Origin of the sequence: Arthrobacter ipis, assembly GCF_014694315.1 — a bacterium.
Taxonomy (GTDB): Bacteria; Actinomycetota; Actinomycetes; order Actinomycetales; family Micrococcaceae; genus Arthrobacter; species Arthrobacter ipis.
On record NZ_JAAOXD010000001.1, the window covers coordinates 557,109 to 572,607 of the forward strand.

Annotated in this window: 13 protein-coding genes and 2 pseudogenes; 14 read left to right on the forward strand and 1 reads right to left on the reverse strand. The window is 67.3% G+C overall.

The window, feature by feature from the left end; genetic code table 11:
• Positions 1-48: 48 nt before the first annotated feature.
• The 6 genes and pseudogenes from chcC2 to G9E11_RS02705 all read left to right on the forward strand — a co-directional run bounded on the left by chcC2 (position 49) and on the right by G9E11_RS02705 (position 5,654).
• Entirely contained in the window at positions 49-1,821 is a 1,773-nt protein-coding gene (gene chcC2, locus G9E11_RS02685) for a 4-oxocyclohex-2-ene-1-carboxylate 5-dehydrogenase (protein WP_190602679.1), read from the forward strand.
• 20 nt (positions 1,822-1,841) lie between these two features.
• A pseudogene (locus G9E11_RS21615) lies at positions 1,842-2,009 on the forward strand (helix-turn-helix domain-containing protein); the annotation flags it as partial.
• A gap of 42 nt (positions 2,010-2,051) precedes the next feature.
• A pseudogene (locus tag G9E11_RS21620) lies at positions 2,052-2,561 on the forward strand (IclR family transcriptional regulator); the annotation flags it as partial.
• Positions 2,562-2,739: 178 nt separating this feature from the next.
• Complete coding sequence (locus G9E11_RS02695; RefSeq protein ID WP_203219237.1) at positions 2,740-4,035, forward strand: cytochrome P450; 1,296 nt, start codon at positions 2,740-2,742, stop codon at positions 4,033-4,035.
• The gene (locus G9E11_RS02700) at positions 4,028-5,320 is read left to right on the forward strand and encodes an NAD(P)/FAD-dependent oxidoreductase (protein WP_190602684.1); all 1,293 of its coding nucleotides are present in this window, start codon (positions 4,028-4,030) and stop codon (positions 5,318-5,320) included. Before G9E11_RS02695 ends, G9E11_RS02700 begins: the two co-directional genes overlap by 8 nt.
• A gap of 10 nt (positions 5,321-5,330) precedes the next feature.
• Positions 5,331-5,654, forward strand: coding sequence for a 2Fe-2S iron-sulfur cluster-binding protein (locus G9E11_RS02705; RefSeq protein WP_190602686.1), 324 nt, complete (start codon positions 5,331-5,333; stop codon positions 5,652-5,654).
• 105 nt (positions 5,655-5,759) lie between these two features.
• Here G9E11_RS02705 and G9E11_RS02710 read toward each other — a convergent pair whose 3' ends face one another.
• Positions 5,760-6,434 carry an acVLRF1 family peptidyl-tRNA hydrolase gene (locus tag G9E11_RS02710; protein ID WP_190602688.1) on the reverse strand — a complete coding sequence of 225 codons (675 nt, stop codon included), beginning with the start codon at positions 6,432-6,434 and terminating at the stop codon, positions 5,760-5,762.
• Between the two features lie 61 nt (positions 6,435-6,495).
• Between G9E11_RS02710 and G9E11_RS02715 the strand changes: the two genes are divergently transcribed.
• From G9E11_RS02715 to G9E11_RS02750, 8 genes are all read left to right on the forward strand, one after another.
• The gene (locus tag G9E11_RS02715; RefSeq protein ID WP_190602691.1) at positions 6,496-7,959 is read left to right on the forward strand and encodes a replication-associated recombination protein A; all 1,464 of its coding nucleotides are present in this window, start codon (positions 6,496-6,498) and stop codon (positions 7,957-7,959) included.
• A gap of 170 nt (positions 7,960-8,129) precedes the next feature.
• Positions 8,130-8,756, forward strand: a complete 627-nt coding sequence (gene rpsD / locus G9E11_RS02720) for a 30S ribosomal protein S4 (RefSeq protein ID WP_190602692.1) — start codon at positions 8,130-8,132, stop codon at positions 8,754-8,756.
• Positions 8,757-8,900: 144 nt separating this feature from the next.
• Positions 8,901-9,275: a DUF948 domain-containing protein gene (locus G9E11_RS02725; protein ID WP_190602695.1), complete on the forward strand. Its 375-nt coding sequence runs from the start codon at positions 8,901-8,903 to the stop codon at positions 9,273-9,275.
• A gap of 18 nt (positions 9,276-9,293) precedes the next feature.
• Complete coding sequence (locus G9E11_RS02730; protein WP_190602697.1) at positions 9,294-9,524, forward strand: DUF6167 family protein; 231 nt, start codon at positions 9,294-9,296, stop codon at positions 9,522-9,524.
• Positions 9,525-9,630: 106 nt separating this feature from the next.
• Positions 9,631-12,309 (forward strand): alanine--tRNA ligase, encoded by a 2,679-nt coding sequence (gene alaS / locus G9E11_RS02735; RefSeq protein WP_190602699.1) that lies wholly within the window; start codon positions 9,631-9,633, stop codon positions 12,307-12,309.
• 6 nt (positions 12,310-12,315) lie between these two features.
• On the forward strand, positions 12,316-12,915 hold the full coding sequence (ruvX, locus tag G9E11_RS02740) for a Holliday junction resolvase RuvX (protein ID WP_190602701.1): 600 nt from the start codon (positions 12,316-12,318) through the stop codon (positions 12,913-12,915).
• Entirely contained in the window at positions 12,912-14,636 is a 1,725-nt protein-coding gene (gene mltG / locus G9E11_RS02745; RefSeq protein ID WP_190602703.1) for an endolytic transglycosylase MltG, read from the forward strand. The genes ruvX and mltG overlap by 4 nt, the downstream gene beginning before the upstream one ends.
• Positions 14,633-15,493 (forward strand): shikimate dehydrogenase, encoded by an 861-nt coding sequence (locus G9E11_RS02750; RefSeq protein WP_190602705.1) that lies wholly within the window; start codon positions 14,633-14,635, stop codon positions 15,491-15,493. The genes mltG and G9E11_RS02750 overlap by 4 nt, the downstream gene beginning before the upstream one ends.
• Positions 15,494-15,499 lie beyond the last annotated feature (6 nt).

Below are 15,499 nucleotides of genomic sequence, written 5' to 3' on the forward strand. Positions count from 1 at the left end.
GCCTGCCGCCGCAAAGGAGTGGCCTGCAGGCAGAACGGAGCAGGAACCATGACAGAAACCTCGGCAAGAACCGCAAGGACGGCGGTCTGTGACGTCCTCGTCATCGGATCGGGCGTGGCAGGGATGGCCGCAGCATTGAAGGCCGCTTCGCAAGGATTGAGCGTGATCATCGCTGAGAAGGAACAGTACTTTGGCGGAACCACCGCCATTTCCGCGGGCTGGGCCTGGGTCCCCGGCAACAAGCAGGGCCTGGCACAGGGCGATACCCGCGAGGACGCCGAAACCTACCTGAAGAACCTGGCGCCTGAGACGTTCAACGAAGCGGGAGTTCGGAACTTCCTGGACGCAGTGCCTGAAGCGATCTCCTTCTTCGAAAGAGAAACCGACGTGAAATTCACCTACCCGGAGAAGGCCCCGGACTACCAGATGGACCTGCCCGGGGCGAAGCTGTCCGGCCGGGCCATCCTCCCGCAGGACGTGGACGCACGGGTGCTCGGGGACAAGCGGCTCCTGATGCAGCCGTACATGAGTTCCTACACCGTCTTCGGCTACATGCCGCAGGTGGGGCCGGACATCAACGAGTTCTTCCACGTGAACCAGTCGGTCAAGTCCTTCATCTACGTGGCCAGGAAGCTGCTGCGCACCTGGGCCGACGCCGCCCGCTACCGGCGTCCGGTCCTGCGCTCTAACGGCAACGCCCTGATGACCCGCATGGTCAAGAGCGCCGACGACCTGGGCATCCGGCTGTGGAAGTCCTCACCGGCGCTCTCCCTCACCAGGGACGACGCCGGGACCGTCACCGGTGCGGTCATCGGGGGAGAGCACGCCGTCACCGTCACGGCACGCGCCGGCGTCATCCTCGCCGCCGGCGGGTTCTCCGGGAACCGGGAACTGCGGCAGCGCTATTTCCCGCATGACGCCGGCGGTGACGATCACTTCACGCCCACCGTGGGCCACGGAGGTGACGCCGCCACCCTGGCGATGGACGCCGGCGGATACATCGACGATTCCGTGTTCAGCGTCGGGTCCTGGGCGCCGGTGACCGTGTTCAGGTACCTCAGCGGTGAACAACGGCTCTTCCCGCATCTGCGGGCCATCGGCCTGCCCGGGCTGATCGCCGTCGACCGCCACGGCAGGCGCTTCGGCAACGAGGCCCTGAGCTACCACGACTTCGGCGGGGCCATGATCGAGCACAACAAGGACGAGGACGGAACCTTTTGCTACGTGATCGGCGACGCGAAAACGATGCACAAATACGGCATCGGTTATGCCAAGCCCTGGCCGATGCCCCGCGGCTACTTCTACCGAACCGGCTACCTGGTCAAGGGGAACACCCTTGCTGAGCTGGCGGGAAAGCTCGGCATCGATGCAGCGGGCCTGGAAGCCACCGTCGCCGGATTCAACCCGGCTGCTGAGCGCGGCGAGGACCCGGCCTTCGGCCGCGGCTCCACTCAGTACAACCACTTCCGGGGCGACCTCGAGCACAAGCCGAACCCGAACCTCGCGCCGGTGGGCAAGGGCCCGTACTACGCGGCGAAGATCCAAATGGGCGATCTGGGCACCTTCGCCGGCCTCGGCGTCAACGAACACTCCGAAGTGGTCACGGCTGAAGGATCGGTAGTTCCCGGACTCCTAGCCGTGGGCGCAGCCGCCGTTAGCGTCTTCGGCGGCGGTTACCCCGGTTATGGCTCCCACATCGGGCCGGCCCTGGTGTTCGGCTACCGTGCGGGCCGGGACATCGCCAGTCTTGCGGCCAAGAGGAACGTGGACCGGACCGGGGACGGGAACGCGGCGCGGCCGGCCAACGTGGCCGCAAACTAGGCGCCGGGCCGGAGACAGCCATGGCCAATTCGACATCGGGGGAATCGGTGATCAGCCGCGTGGTGCGGCTCATGAGCGCCTTCGACCGGGACCTGCCGGCCATGACGCTCTCCGGCCTTGCCCGCCGCGCCGGCCTCCCGCTGACCACCGCGCACCGGCTGGTGGATGACCTGGTCCTCCACGGTCTGATTGAGCGGCTGCCGGACGGGAACCTCTGCTCCGGGATGCGCATGTGGGAGCTCGCTGCCCGGGGCTCGCGTGCGCTGAACCTGCGCGAGCTTGCGCTGCCCTTCATGGAGGATGTCCAGGCCGCTGTCCACCAGCACACCACCCTGGCCGTGCTGGACCACGGCACTGTGCTGTATGTGGAGCGACTCTCCTCTCCGCATTCCAGCCTGGACGCCGCGCACATTGCCCAGCGGATGCCCATCCACGCAGCCTCGTCGGGCCTCGTGCTGCTGGCGTTCTCGCCGCCCCGTGTCCAGGCCGAGGTGCTCGCGAAGCCCCTAAAGGCGGCGACCCCTGAAACCATCACGGATCCAGCCCTCATCCGCAGGCATCTGGCCGAGATCCGGCAGCGCGGCTACGTGGCCCTGCCCGGCATTGGCGTCGCCGGGTGGGCGGGCATCGCCGTGCCCGTCTTCGGGCCCGGCAACATGATAGCCGCGGCCCTCAACGCCATCGTGCCGCGGCAGGAAGCGGCTGTTCCGCTGATCGTCCCCGCCCTGCTGACCGCTGCGCACGGGATCACCCGCGCGCTGAAATCCACCCGGCCGGAAGGGCCGGCAGACTTTCGCAACCGATGAACGGAAGACCCGTGGGGGCGGCCGCGGCGCATCCCGCAAGGTGGAGTGAGAGGCGGATCACATCGGATTACGCCGCAGCCAACCGGAAAGAAGGACGATGATGTCTTGCCCAATGACAGCAACACCCCCGGTCTCCACGCACGTCGCCTCCGTCGAAAGCAGGGACGCCAGCGAAGGCGGCAGGACTGCCCTGCCCCCGTATTCGCACGAACTTGACTGGCCGGAGGGCCTGGCGCCGTTCAAGGTGGTGGACGACGGGACCCAGGGCGATCCCTACCGCCACTACCAGTGGATGCGCGAGAACGCGCCGGTGCTCCGTGCCCATTCACCGGTATCGGACGTCTGGTTCATATCCCGGTACGACGACGTCCGCCGGGCCATGCGGGCACCGAAAGTGTTCTCCTCGCAGGTTGTGGACCCGGTCCCGCTGACCTTCCTGACGCTGTTCGACGCACCTAACCACACGAGGCTCCGCCAAGTTGTGGCGCAGGCCTTCACGCCCAAGGCCATCGCCCGCTTCGAGGACCGGGTGCGGGAGAACGCTGAAAAGTACCTGGCACCGATGCTCGCCGCCGGCGGCGGGGACGCCGTGGACGACTACGCCATCCCGCTGAGCATGTCCACCATCAGCGCCCTGCTCGACGTTCCGGCCGAGGACTTCGAGAAGATGAAGTTCTGGTCCGACGAGACCTTCAGCTACTTTGGCCGGCTGGCCCGCAACGCCCAGGGCACAGGCACCGACGAGCAGAGCACCCTGGAGTTCTTCGCCTACCTGAAGGACACCATGGAGCGCCTGTACAGCCAGGACAGCGACTCGGTTGGCGGGCACATCGCCCGGATGTGGAAGGATGGCCTGCTCAGCGAGAAGGAAGCCAAGGAACTCTGCGCCTTTGTGTTCGTCGCAGGCCACGACACCACCACCATCCTGCTGGCCAACGCCTTCCGGATCTTCAGCGAACACCCCGACCTGCTGGAGCGGATCCGCCGTAATCCGGACGACGCCAACCTCTTCGTCGAGGAACTGGCCCGCTACCGCGGCACCGTCCAGCGGGCCAGCCGGATCACCACCGAGGAGGTTGAGGTTGCCGGCGTGACCATTCCCGCCGGCGCAATCGTCCGCCTGCTGCCCGCTGCAGCAAACCGGGACAGTCGCAAGTACCCCGACGGCGAGCGCTTCGACATCGACCGGAACACCGACGGCCACCTCGGTTTCGGGCACGGCGTCCACAGCTGCCTCGGTGCGCCGCTTGCCAGGCTTGAGGTCCTGGTCACCGTGAAGCTGCTTGCCGAAAAGCTGGCCTCGCTCACGCTGGATGCGGACAAACCCATCGAGTACGTGCGCGGCAACAACCTGACGAACTCGGGGCCCGAGCACCTGCACGTGATGCTGGAGAAAACCAATGCGTAGCGGGACAGGCGCCGCAGTAACGATCCAGGACCCGGTGGTCATCATCGGCGCGGGACACTCCGGCGTCGCTGTCGCCACGGGGCTCCGCTCCCGGGGCTGGGAAGGCGGCGTCTTGCTGATCGACGCGGAGAACGGACTGCCCTATGAACGGCCGCCGCTCTCCAAGGAACTCCTGAAGGAGGGCGCCCCCGATGAGTCAGCCGTGCTCCGCAAGGAGAAGTTCTATGCGGACAAGGGCATCGCCAGGCTTGCCGGGGTCACCGCGGAGTCAATCGACAGGGACGGCCGGACAGTGCTGCTGTCCGACGGGACGCGTCAGGCCTACCACCGCCTGGTCATCGCCACGGGTTCACGGGCGCGGCCCCTCACCGTGCCGGGGGCGGGTCTTCCGGGAGTGCGGTCCCTGCGGACCCGGGACGATGCCCTGGAACTCAAAAGGCTGCTGGTGCCCGGAGCCCGCGTGGCCATCATCGGCGCCGGCTACATCGGACTGGAGGTGGCCGCGGCGGCGGCCGCGAAAGGCTGTGAGGTCACAGTGCTCGAATTCCAGGACCGTGTGATGAGCCGGGTAACGTCGGCCCCCGTCTCCCGCCACTTCGAGCAGCTCCACGGGCGGCACGGGGTCCGGTTCGTCTTCGGTGCCGCGGTCACATCGATCGACGGCGGGGAACGGGCCGAACGCGTGACCGTGGCCGGCGGCACCAACTTTCCTGCCGACGTCGTACTCGCCGGAATCGGCGTCCTGCCCAACGAGGAGCTGGCAGCGGACGCCGGCCTGGAGTGCCGGGACGGCATCCTCGTGGATGGGCACGGCCGGACGTCCAATCCCGCCGTCTATGCCAGCGGGGACGTCACGCGCTTCACGAGCCCCATCGACGGCGCCAGCCAGCGGCTCGAGTGCATCCAGAACGCGCTGGCACAGGCAGACCGGGTGGCCGCGCACATCACCGGCCAGGCGGCCGCTGAACCGGAAATCCCCTGGTTCTGGACCGTCCAGCACGGTGTGCGGCTGCAGACCGCGGGCGTCCGCCATCCGGAGGACCAGGCGATCGTTCGCGGCGAAACCTCCGGCGGCAAATTCTCAGTGGTCTACCTCCGTGAGGGCCGACTCGCCGCCGTCGACACCATCGCCAACCTGGCTGACTTCCGCACGGCCAAGCGGCTGATCGCCCAGGGAGCCCGGATCGACCCGGCCCTGGCCGCGGACCCAGGCATCCCCCTCACCGAAGCCACTTCCGGCACCCCCAACCACTCCGACGCTGACCTTGCAGCAGCCCGATCCTAAGGAAACCGACATGAGCAACAACAAACTGACAGTCGTCGACCGTGAAGGCGCCACCCATGACCTTGAATGGGAGCCGGACCAGAGCATGATGGAGGCCCTGCGGGACAACGACCTGCCCGTGCTGGCATCGTGCGGCGGCACCGCCTCCTGCGCCACCTGCCACGTGTTTTTGGAGCAGGAGGTCTTCGACACCCTGGAAGATCGCAGCGAGGACGAACTCGAGCTCCTCGTGGAGGCCGAGGGGTACCGGGAGTGCGGCTCGCGGCTCTCCTGCCAGGTGGGCTTCAGCCGCGACCTCAACGGGGTCACCGTGACGCTGGCACCCGAAGAGTAGCCGCGGCCCCGCCGTTTAGACGGTTCCCCGCGCACACGACGCTGCGCAACGTCGTGCGGGCAGGGAACCGTCGAAATGGGCAGGGTCCCCGCTGCAGGGCACCTGCTACCTCCCGGGCGGGTCGGTCACTGTTACCCGCACGGCGCAGGCGTCCGCCGCGGCCTTCTTCAGGACGGCGGCGCGGGGATCGGGGACATCGAGGTAGGCCAGGCGCGGCAGGTCTGCCCAGGGCTTTAGGGCAGGGTGCGCCAGGACTTCGTCAGCCAGGCCGCGGTCACCGCCCGGGAGGATGTACTCGAAGCCCTGGCCGCCAAAGATCAGCCGCGCCTGCTCCGCCACCGCCTCCACCATGGCATCCGCCTGGTTGGCGCGGCGCCGGGCGAACCGCTGCTGCGACTGGCCGCCGGCTGCACTGCGGGACTGCACATACTTGGAACCGGTCTTGGCGGCGAGGATGACCCCCTCGCTGGCGACCGCCACTCCGTATCCTCCGCGGCGGACCAGCAGCAGGCCGACCGTGCGCGGCTGGGACGCCAGGGAACCCAGCCGTTCCACGAGGCCGGATCCCCGCCCCGGCCGGCCGTCGTCGGGCCACGGCGCCACCAGCAGTGCGGTGGCGCCGTCCGCGGCAGCCAGCCGTACGCCGTCGTCGTGGTCCTCATATCCAAGGTCACCGTGGCTGGCGGCGAATCGTTCAACCCAGCCGGCCAACCGCGGGCCGGAGATGAACGCGGTCCTGGTGGACGCCGCACCTCCCTGCGTTGGACGGCTGCCTGGCATTCCCGATTCCCTGCTTTCGTGGCCGGATTTTTCCTGCTGAATCTAGAAGTAGCCTATCTATGTGGATGATCTCTTTGGTTCGGCGGCACAGGACAGCGACGACGGCGACAACGACGACGCCGCCGAATCGGACCAGTCCGGGACCGCCCAGTCCCGTTCCGTGCAGTCCCGGTCCACCCAGCCGCGCGGCCCGCTGGCGGTCCGGATGCGTCCCCGCACGGTGGACGAGGTGGTGGGCCAGCAGCATCTGCTGGGCCAGGGTTCCCCGCTGCGGCAGCTGGCGGCCGGTGCTGATGCTGCCGGTCCGGCCGGCCCCAGCTCGCTGATCCTGTGGGGGCCGCCGGGTACCGGGAAGACCACGCTGGCCCACGTGATCGCGCGGGGTCCGGGGCGCAAGTTCGTGGAACTGTCCGCCATCACCGCCGGCGTCAAGGATGTCCGCCGCGTCATGGACGACGCCCTGACCGCCCGTGACCTCTACAAGACCACCACCGTGCTGTTCCTCGACGAGATCCACCGCTTCAACAAGGCACAGCAGGATGCGCTGCTACCCGGCGTCGAAAAGGGCTGGGTGGTGCTGGTGGCGGCAACCACGGAGAACCCGTCGTTTTCGGTGGTGTCGCCCCTGCTGTCCCGCTCCCTGCTCCTGACGCTCAAGCCGCTCACCGACGCGGACATCGAGGGCCTGCTGGTGCGGGCCGTCGAGGATCCCCGCGGGTTGAACAACGACGTCCGGCTCAGCGACGAGGCACTCGAACACCTCGTCCGGCTTTCCGGCGGCGACGCCCGCCGGGCGCTGACGGCGCTGGAAGCCGCCGCCGGGGTTGCGTTCGGTGACGCGGACGACGTCGGAAGTTCCGGTGCGGGGGAAGGTGACACTTCGCAAACGGTCACCGTGGAACTGCGGCACACCGAGCGTGCCCTGGACGCCGCAGCCGTCCGCTACGACCGCGCCGGGGACCAGCACTACGACGTGGCCAGCGCGTTCATCAAGTCCATCCGCGGATCCGACGTGGACGCGGCACTGCACTACCTCGCGCGGATGCTGGAGGCGGGGGAGGACCCGCGCTTTGTGGCCCGGCGGATCGTGATCTCTGCCGCGGAGGACGTGGGAATGGCGGATCCGACCGCCCTGCAGACCGCCGTGGCCGCGGCGCAGGCCGTACAGCTCATCGGCATGCCCGAGGGGCGCATCGTCCTGGCCGAGGCGGTGGTCCACCTGGCCACGGCGCCAAAATCCAACGCGGCCTACATGGGCATCAACAAGGCCATCGCTGACGTGCGGGCTGGACTGGGCAACGGCATCCCGGCGCACCTGCGCGACGCGCACTATCCCGGGTCCAAGCAGCTCGGCCACGGGGTTGGCTACAAGTACGCCCACGATGCGCCGCATTCGGTGGCCGCCCAGCAGTATCCGCCGGACGACCTCGTGGGCCGCGACTACTACGAGCCCACGGCCAACGGCGCGGAGCGGGACATCGCCGTCCGGCTTGAGCGGTTGCGGAAGATCATCCGGGGCCGGTGAGGTTCTGGTAAGCTTGATCGTTGTCTGGCAAGGCGCGGACGCACAATCCACCAAATTTCGTATTTGATGAGGTTATGCCTGTGCCCAGTAGCAAAAGGCAGCGGTTGGCCGATGCTCTCCATCTTGGAGGCCAGTAACACTGACACACCGCAGATATTGGAAGGACACAAGTGGCTAACAACACTCGTGCTCGCCGTACCGCACGCCTTTCGCGTGCACTCGGCATCGCTCTGACCCCCAAGGCCGCCAAGTACATGGAGCGCCGCCCGTACGGCCCCGGTGAGCATGGCCGTGCCCGCAAGAAGCAGGACTCCGACTACGCCGTACGTCTGCGCGAAAAGCAGCGTCTGCGCGCACAGTACGGCATCCGCGAAGCCCAGATGACCCGTGCCTTCGAAGAAGCACGCCGCACCAAGGGCCTGACCGGTGAAAACCTGATCGAACTGCTCGAAATGCGTCTCGACGCCCTCGTGCTGCGTGCAGGCTTCGCCCGCACCATCGCCCAGGCCCGCCAGCTGGTTGTGCACCGCCACATCCTGGTTGACGGCATCCGCGTTGACCGCCCGTCGTTCCGCGTCGGCGAAGGCCAGCTCGTCCACGTGCACAGCCGCAGCGAGACCATGGTCCCGCTCCAGGTTGCAGCAGCCGGCGCACACCGCGACGTCCTGCCCGCCGTTCCGGCCTACCTGGACGTCAAGCTGGACGCCCTGCAGGCCCGCCTGGTTCGCCGCCCGAAGCGCTCCGAGGTCCCCGTGACCTGCGAAGAGCAGCTCGTCGTCGAATTCTACGCACGCTAAATTCCGGCAGCGTATCCAAAGAAGCCCGTGGCAAGCGCCGCGGGCTTCTTTGTATGTAAGGTACTCGGGGGACATTTGCGGCTGCAGCAGTTTGGCCGCCGCGCCCCGGTACGGTTCCACGGAGTTTCAAGGAGATGAACGTCTATGTCTGGTGGCGATATTGCCGGCCTGATCGCGGCCGGGGTATTTGCGCTCCTGGTCCTGTTGCTTGCTGTGCCCATCCTCAAGCTGGGGCGGGTGTTCGACGAGGTCCGGACATCCATCCGCTCCATCAGCGACGGCGCCACCCCGCTCATGGACGAGGTCACCGCGACGGTCTCCACCACCAACCAGCAGCTGAAGAAGGTGGATGGCATTGCCTCCAACGTTTCGGATGCCTCGGCCAACATCTCCGCGTTGTCCTCCCTCATGGCCGCGACCGTCGGTTCGCCGCTGATCAAGGTGGCCGCGTTCAGCTACGGCGTCCGTTCCGCGTTCGCCGCCCGCAAGAAGCCCGCCACCGGCCGCCGCAGCCGCTAAGCCCACCGGAGAACTGAAATGAAACGACTTGTCTGGATGGGAATCGGCGTGGCCATCGGGGTCATCGCGTTCCGCAAGGTCACGGAGGCACAGTCCGCGCTCGGCCCCGAAGGCCTGAACCGGGCCGTGGGCCGGCTCGCCGACGGCGTCTACGACTTCGCCGACGCCGTCCGCGCCGGCATGCGCGAACGGGAAACGGACCTTCGCTCCGCGCTGGGTGTTGAATCCCAGGACCTCGTCCGCCGCTAAACGCGCGAGAATTAAAACCTGCAGTGCCGTCCATTGCCGGGACTGCCTTTGAATCAAACTGTCACGCGCCGGCATGCGTGAACCAAGAAGGGTAAGTAATCAGCTCATGAAGTCGCAGGAGATCACAAAGCGCTGGGTCGATTTTTTCGTCAGCAAAGGCCACACGGCGGTTCCCTCCGCATCGCTGGTCTCCAGCGACCCCTCCCTGCTGTTCACGGTTGCCGGCATGGTTCCGTTCATCCCGTACCTGACCGCGCGCGAGGAACCGCCCTACTCCCGGGCCACCAGCGTCCAGAAGTGCATCCGCACCGGTGACATTGAGGAAGTGGGTAAGACTGCCCGCCACGGCACCTTCTTCCAGATGTGCGGCAACTTCTCCTTCGGGGACTACTTCAAGGAAGACGCCATCAAGTTCGCCTGGGAGCTGCTCACCACGAGCGTCGCCGACGGCGGGTACGGACTCCCGCCTGAGCTGCTGTGGGTGACCGTCTACGAAGAGGACGACGAAGCCGAGCAACTCTGGCTCAAGAACACCGGAGTCCCCGCCGAGCGCATCCAGCGCATGGGCAAGTCGGACAACTACTGGTCCACCGGCCAGCCCGGCCCGGCCGGCCCCTGCTCGGAGATCTACTACGACCGTGGCCCGGCCTACGGCGCCGAGGGCGGACCCATCGCCGACGAGAACCGGTACGTGGAGATCTGGAACCTCGTGTTCATGCAGTACCAGATCGACAACGTCCGCTCGAAGGTCGAGTTCGACATCATGGGCGAACTGCCCAAGAAGAACATCGACACCGGCCTGGGCATGGAACGCCTCGCGATGATCCTGCAGGACGTCGAGAACATGTACGAGACCGATCAGGTGCGCCCGGTCATTGACATGGCCGCCAAGCTCTCGGGCAGGGAATACACCTCCGCCGAGACCGAGGACGATCCCCACCACACCGATGACGTCCGCATGCGCGTTGTCGCCGACCACATCCGGTCCTCCCTGATGCTCATCGCCGACGGCGTCACGCCCTCGAACGAAGGCCGCGGCTACGTGCTGCGACGCCTCATCCGCCGCGCGGTCCGCTCCATGCGCCTGCTCGGCGTGGAACAGGCCTGCCTGCCGGACCTGCTGCCCGCCTCGCGCGACGCCATGAAGGGCGTGTACCCCATCGTGGACACGGACTTCGACCGCATCAGCCGGATCGCCTACGCCGAAGAGAAGGCGTTCCTGCGCACCATCGCCTCCGGCACCGCCCGCCTTGAGGATGCCGTCAACGAATCCAAGGCTGCCGGGCGTCCCCTCTCCGGCGCCGACGCGTTCGCGCTGCATGACACCTACGGCTTCCCCATCGACCTGACGCTCGAAATGGCCGAGGAAGCCGGCCTGAAGGTGGACGAGCCCGAGTTCCGCAAGCTCATGCTCGAGCAGCGCCAGCGCGCCCAGGCCGACGCCAAGGGCAAGAAGGGCGGCCACGCCGACCTCTCCGCCTTCCAGGAGTTGCTGGCAGAAGGCGAAACCGTCTTCACCGGCTACACCGACCTCGAGGGCGAGTCCCGGGTGCGCGGCATCCTCAGCCGCGGCAGCAAGGTCTCCCAGGCGGCCACCGGCGACGAGATCGAACTGGTGCTCGCCGAGACCCCGTTCTACGCCGAGGCCGGCGGCCAGGCAGCCGACACCGGCCTGATCACCGGTGACGGCTTCGTGGTCGAGGTTCTGGACGTCCAGCGTCCGATCAAGGGCCTGAGCGTGCACAAGGCCATCGTCCGCGAAGGCGAGATCGCCTCGGACGCACTGGTCCGCGCCGCGGTGGACCGCGAACGGCGGCACGCTGCAGAGCAGGCGCACACCGGCACGCACATCGTGCACGCGGCGCTGCACCAGATCCTCGGCCCGCAGGCCACCCAGCGCGGTTCGTTCAACAAGGCCGGGTACCTCCGGTTCGACTTCGCCTGGGGTGAAGGGCTGAGCGCCGCCACCAAGTCCGAGGTCGAGGAAGTCTCCAACCTCGCAATCCGCAACAACTTCCAGGTGGACACCAAGGTCATGGGCCTCGCCGAGGCCAAGGCCCTCGGCGCCATGGCGCTGTTCGGCGAAAACTACGGCAGCGAGGTCCGGGTTGTGGAGATCGACGGCGCGTGGTCCCGTGAGCTCTGCGGCGGCACCCACGTGTCCAACACCTCCCTGATCGGCAGCCTGTCCCTGCTCGGCGAGCAGTCCGTCGGATCCGGAAACCGCCGCGTCGAGGCGTTCGTCGGCATGGACGCCTTCCGGCACCTGGCCGCCGAACGCGCCCTCGTGACCGAACTCACCGAGATGCTCAAGGTGCCCTCCGGGCAGCTGGCGGACCGCATCTCCGCGACCCTTACCAAGCTGAAGGCCACGGAAAAGGAACTCGAGCGGCTCCGCAAGGAACAGCTCGCGGCCGCTGCGGCCCAGCTCGCCGGAACCGCCGTGGACGCCGCCGGCGTCCGGGTCATTGCGCACGACGCCGGCCAGGTCAGCGGTGCCGACGACATCCGTGGTCTCGCGTTGGACCTGCGCAACCGGCTCGGCTCCGAAGCCGCCACGGTTGCCGTGGCCGGCGTCAGCAACGACCGCCCGGTCATCCTGGTGGCCACCAACGAAGCCGCCCGTGAAGCCGGAGTCAAGGCCGGCGCGCTGGTCCGGCTCGCCGCCGGAATCCTCGGCGGCGGCGGCGGCGGCAAGGACGACGTGGCCCAGGGCGGCGGCACCGACTCCTCCAAAATCGGCGCCGCACTGTCCGCCGTCGTCGATGCCATCACCAGGCGCTAACAAACCGTGACTTCTTCTGCTCAGCCGCACGTCCACCCCCGGGGCATCAAACTGGGGGTGGACGTGGGGACCGTCCGCGTTGGCGTCGCCATCTGCGACCGGGACGAGATCCTGGCCACACCGCTGAAGACTCTGGACCGCAATCCCAAGAAGAATTCGGACGTCCGGATCATTGCCGCCCTGGCAGCGGACCGGGGAGCCGTGCAGATATTTGTGGGCCTGCCGCGGACCATGAAAGGCGAGGAGCACGCCTCAGCCCGCATGGCCACGGAGTACGCACAGTTGCTGGCTGACGAGCTGGAGCGGGCCGGTTCGGACGTCCCGGTCCACCTGGTTGACGAGCGGCTCAGTACCGTCACGGCCCACCGCAACCTTCACGAAGCTGGCATGAGCAGCAAAAATCACCGTAAAGTGGTGGATCAGGTTGCGGCTGCGGGAATCTTGCAGCACGCCATCGACATGCAAAAAGCCAGGGGAACGGATGTGGGGAGCCGTGTGAGCGCTCCTCCCCGTACGGGGCTGCCCGGACACGCCGCCGCCGCTACTGCTGAACGGCCTGACCCGGAAAAGGAAACACGATCTTCAGAGGATGGAAAGCTACATTGAGCCCGGTCAATAGCGACGACTCCTCCGGCGACCCCTTCGCGGACGCCGGACGGCCCCTGACACGCAAGGAGATCCGCGCCCGCGAGAAGTCCGTTACCGCCGAGTCCGGCGATGACGTGCCCGAGCAGGCCTACGAATCCGGTGAAGAGGTGCACGTTGGAGTGGGCGCCGCACAGCGGACCGGGGCTTCGGCTTCGGACGCTCCTTCCGGTTCAGATGGTGCCCGGACTGCGGCAATAGCTACAGCCCCGGTAGCCGTTCCCGCCGCATCCCCCGTCCCGGAGGCCCACATTCCTGACGCACAGGTTCCCGCCGCCCAGGCCGTTCCCGCCGCTGAGGTTCCCGACGCTCCGCCGGTTCCGCCGACCATCCACGACCCCGCCGAACATGGGGACGCAGCCGATCATGGGGACGCAGCCGTGCACACGGATACTGCCACACACGAGGAAGCGGCATCCGGGGTTCATGGCGTCCAGTCGGAAGACGCTCCGCACTTTGCCGAGTTCGCCGCCGGCCACCATGAGGATGGCCACCACTATGACATCCATCATGAGGCAGTAGGCCACGACACCTACGAGGAGCATGAGCACTACGAGCAACAGGCCGTGGGGCACCAGCTCCTGGCCGGCGCCGAAGATGTAGCCCCGGTGCCTCGGCCCTCCAAGAAAGTCCGGCGCCGGCGGCGCCTCGTGGCGTTGCTGCTGACGCTCGCGCTGTTCGTCACCGCCACCGTCGTCGGGGCGCAGTTCCTGAAACCGCTGCTCGGGAACGACAAGCCTGCCGACTTCCCCGGCCCCGGCGCCGGCCAGGTCAAGGTGTCGGTCGACCCGGGCGAAGGTCCGGTGTCCGTTGCTGCCAAGCTGGAAGACGCGAAGGTGGTGGCCAACGCCGAAACCTTCATGGTAGCCCTGACCGCCTCCGGCGGCACCCTGTCACCCGGGGAGTACGACTTTAAACAGGAAATGAAGAACTCCGACGCCGTCTCCGTACTTCTCAATGAGGGACAGGCGAAGGTCATGTACTTCGCCCTCAGCGCAGGCCTGCGGATCGATGAATCCCTGCAGGCGATCTCCGAGGGCTCCGGTCTTTCGCTGGCGCAGCTGAAGGCACTCAGCGACGCGCCCAAGCAGTTCGGACTGACGGCCAAGGCCAAGAACCTGGAAGGGTTCCTGGCGCCCGGCGAGTACCGTTTCCCGCTGGGAACCACCGCCAGGGAGATCCTCACCAAACTGGTGAAGACCACCCAGGATGAACTGAAGGCACAGGGCGTTACGGACGCCGCCAAGCAGTACGACGCCGTGACCGTTGCCAGCATCGTGCAGGCAGAGGGCGGCCAGGCCGAGTACAAGGACGTGGCGGGAGCCATCTACAACCGGCTGAAGCCCACCAACACCGAGACCAATGGCCTGATCCAGTCGGATGCCACAGTCACGTACGGCCTCGGCAAGAAGACCTTCCACATCGACGAGGCCGAGAAGGCCGACAAGTCCAACCCGTACAACACGTACGCAATCCAGGGCCTGCCCGTGGGACCCATCGGATCGCCGGGCAAGAATGCCATCGACGCGGCGGCCAAGCCGAACGACAACGACTACCTGTACTGGGTGACCATCAACCTCGACACCAAGGAGACGAAGTTCTCCAAGACGCTGGCCGAGCACAACGGCTACGTCGAGCAGTACAACGCCTGGTGCGAGGCCAACCCGGGCCGCTGCGTATGAGCCTGCGGGCAGCCGTCCTGGGGCACCCCATAGGCCATTCGAAGTCACCGGCGCTCCACCTCGCCGCCTACGCGCGGCTCGGTGCGGACATCGGCTACAGCGCCATCGATGTGACTGAAGAGTCACTGCCGGCGTTCATGGACTCCGTCCGTGCCGAGGCCGGCTGGCGGGGACTGTCCGTCACCATGCCGCTGAAGAAGGCCATGGTCTCGGAGGTGGACGAGGTCCGCGGTGTGGCCCGTGTCCTGGGCGTCATCAACACAGTGGTGTTCGAAGGTGCCGGGGAAGCCACCCGGCGGATCGGCTACAACACCGACGTGGCGGGGATCGTCAACGCCCTCCGCAACGCCGGGGCCAGCGACGCCCCCTCGGGCGTCATCCTGGGCGGCGGCGGAACCGCCGCCGCGGCAGTGGCTGCCCTACAGGAGCTTGGCGCGGTGTCCGTGGACCTGTACGTCCGGAACACCGCCCGGGCTGAAGAAGCCAAGGCCGCAGCCGGCGGGCTCGGCATGGACATCACCGTCCATTCCCTCGAAGGTGCGGTCGAAGCGATGGCCGGTGCCGGCGTCGTAATCTCCACGCTGCCGCCGCGGGCGGCCGACGGGATGGCAACAGAGCTGGAAGCACTCGGGCGACGCACGGACGGCGTCCTGCTGGACGTCGCGTATGATCCCTGGCCCAGCCGGATTGCCGCCGCGTGGCACGCCGGAGGCGGAGCAGTGGTTCCAGGCCTTGAGATGCTGCTCTACCAGGCGGTGGAGCAGGTCCGGCATTTCACCGGCCTTGCAGAGGCCGGCAGTGCCGACGTCATAGATGTGATGTGCGACGCAGTCGGGGCACCCCGGCGGGTGTCCTGACCGCCA